The organism is Mesorhizobium sp. M7A.F.Ca.CA.001.04.2.1 (assembly GCF_003998485.1).
In the GTDB taxonomy this organism is placed as follows: Bacteria; Pseudomonadota; Alphaproteobacteria; order Rhizobiales; family Rhizobiaceae; genus Mesorhizobium; species Mesorhizobium ciceri.
In genome coordinates this window covers 1-2,168 of record NZ_RZQT01000266.1, presented here as the reverse complement: position 1 = coordinate 2,168, position 2,168 = coordinate 1, and the positions used below count along the sequence as shown (strand labels likewise).

Here is a 2,168-nt window from a genome sequence, read left to right as displayed (position 1 = left end):
GGGTAGAACTTGACCGCGATGGTGCCCTTGCGGATCAGCGCGCGAATCTCGTCATTCGACGGCATCTTGCCTTCGAGGTAATTCTCAAGCGCCGTCTCGTCCATTTCGACGGCAGCCTCGATCATCTTCTCGCGGTATTCTTCGGCACGAGCCTTGAGGTCGTCCGGGATCTCGACGATATCCCAGGCAGCGCCCAGCGTCTCGTCGCGCCAGACCAGCGCGTTCATCTCGACGAGGTCGACAACGCCCTTGAACTCGGTCTCGGCACCAATCGGCAGCTGCATGACAACAGCATGCGCACCGAGGCGCGAGCCGATCATCTCGACCGAGCGATAGAAGTCGGCGCCGATCTTGTCCATCTTGTTGCAGAAGATCATGCGCGGAACGCGATACTTGTCGGCCTGGCGCCAGACGGTCTCGGTCTGCGGCTCAACACCGGCATTGGCATCGAGCAGTGCGATGGCGCCGTCGAGCACGCGCAGCGAACGCTCGACTTCGATGGTGAAGTCGACGTGGCCGGGGGTGTCGATGATGTTGAAGCGGTGCATCTTGCCGTCACGAGCCTTCCAGAAGGTCGTGGTCGCGGCGGACGTGATGGTGATGCCGCGCTCCTGCTCCTGCTCCATCCAATCCATGGTGGCAGCGCCGTCGTGGACTTCGCCGATCTTGTGCGACTTGCCCGTGTAGTAGAGGACGCGCTCGGTGGTCGTCGTCTTGCCGGCGTCAATATGCGCCATGATACCGAAATTGCGGTAGTCTTCGATTTTGTATTCGCGGGCCATCGTAGCTGCCTCTCAGTCTCGTTCGCGCTTTACCAGCGGTAGTGCGCGAAAGCGCGGTTGGCTTCAGCCATCTTGTGGGTGTCTTCACGCTTCTTGACAGCGGTGCCGCGGTTGTTGGCCGCGTCCATCAGCTCGCCGGAGAGGCGGTCGACCATCGTGGTCTCGTTGCGGTTGCGGGCCGCAGCAATCAGCCAGCGAATGGCCAATGCCTGGCGGCGCTCGGGGCGCACGTCGACCGGAACCTGGTAGGTGGCGCCGCCGACACGGCGCGAACGCACTTCCACATGCGGCGCGACATTGTCGAGCGCCTGATGGAAGACGGTGACCGGCTCCTGCTTGGTCTTCGACTGAACCTGGTCGAGCGCGCCGTAGACGATGGTCTCGGCGACCGACTTCTTACCGTCATACATGACGGCGTTCATGAACTTGGTGACGATCAGATCGCCGAACTTCGGGTCCGGATTGATCTCACGCTTTTCTGCACTGTGACGACGCGACATGGCTTTTGTCTCTCAATCTCATAGCCCGACGCACTCAAGGAGCGCCAAGGCCGGAAAATCTTATTTCGGACGCCCCTTACTTCGGGCGCTTGGCGCCGTACTTCGAACGGCGCTGCTTGCGGTTCTTCACACCCTGCGTGTCGAGCACGCCGCGGATGATGTGGTAGCGAACGCCCGGAAGATCCTTGACGCGGCCGCCGCGGATCATCACCACGGAGTGTTCCTGAAGGTTGTGGCCTTCGCCGGGGATGTACCCGATCACTTCAAAACCATTGGTCAGGCGGATCTTGGCCACCTTGCGCAGCGCCGAGTTCGGCTTCTTCGGCGTCGTTGTATAGACGCGCGTGCAGACGCCCCGCTTCTGCGGGTTCTGCTGCATGGCCGGGACCTTGTTGCGCTTCACCGGCGCAATGCGCGGCTTGCGGATCAGCTGGTTGACGGTAGGCATTAAACCCTCTTGTCTCTCAATTCCGTGTCTCGCCCGGTCAGGGCCGCTCAAAGCGTCATTTCCATACGCAAATTCGGGCCATAAACCGCGCCTCGCGGTCTTGCCCGAACAAAAGGCAGAGGAAGCGGAAGCCGCTTCGTGCACGCCGGAAATGTCTTTTCGCTCGTAAAACGAACCCTGTTTGAGGCAAACTCCAAAGCGTGTCGCTTCGGAAGGGAGAGCCTCACATCGGTTCTGACTGGGCGGCTTCTACCCGTAAGACCGCGGACCGTCAAGCCCGGAGCACCAAATATTGCGCGCCGACCAAGGCTTGGCAGCCATGCGAAAACCGGATGTAATTTTCTTTCGCATTTTTGCAAGAGCGAGGAAGAAAGTGACAAGCCTTCAGGCAAAGTGAGTGGGTTTGCGCTGTCGCGCGGCCTTGCTTCATGCGAAAAG

General features: G+C 60.4%; 3 protein-coding genes. All 3 read right to left on the bottom strand.

Annotated elements, in window-relative coordinates; genetic code table 11:
- Positions 1 to 782: GTP-binding protein (locus EN955_RS34335; RefSeq protein ID WP_127223570.1), on the bottom strand; the 782-nt coding region annotated here is incomplete at its 3' end.
- A 29-nt stretch (positions 783 to 811) separates the two neighbouring features.
- A complete protein-coding gene (gene rpsG / locus EN955_RS34330; protein ID WP_008875664.1) occupies positions 812 to 1,282 on the bottom strand; it encodes a 30S ribosomal protein S7 in 471 nt (156 codons plus the stop codon).
- Positions 1,283 to 1,358: 76 nt separating this feature from the next.
- Entirely contained in the window at positions 1,359 to 1,730 is a 372-nt protein-coding gene (gene rpsL, locus EN955_RS34325; protein WP_006333356.1) for a 30S ribosomal protein S12, read from the bottom strand.
- Positions 1,731 to 2,168: the final 438 nt, after the last annotated feature.

What these genes read in the sequence shown, in the direction of transcription:
- rpsG (WP_008875664.1), bottom strand. Translation starts at nt 1,282, where the DNA reads ATGTCGCGTCGTCACAGTGCAGAAAAGCGTGAGATCAATCCGGACCCG.
- rpsL (WP_006333356.1), bottom strand. Translation starts at nt 1,730, where the DNA reads ATGCCTACCGTCAACCAGCTGATCCGCAAGCCGCGCATTGCGCCGGTG.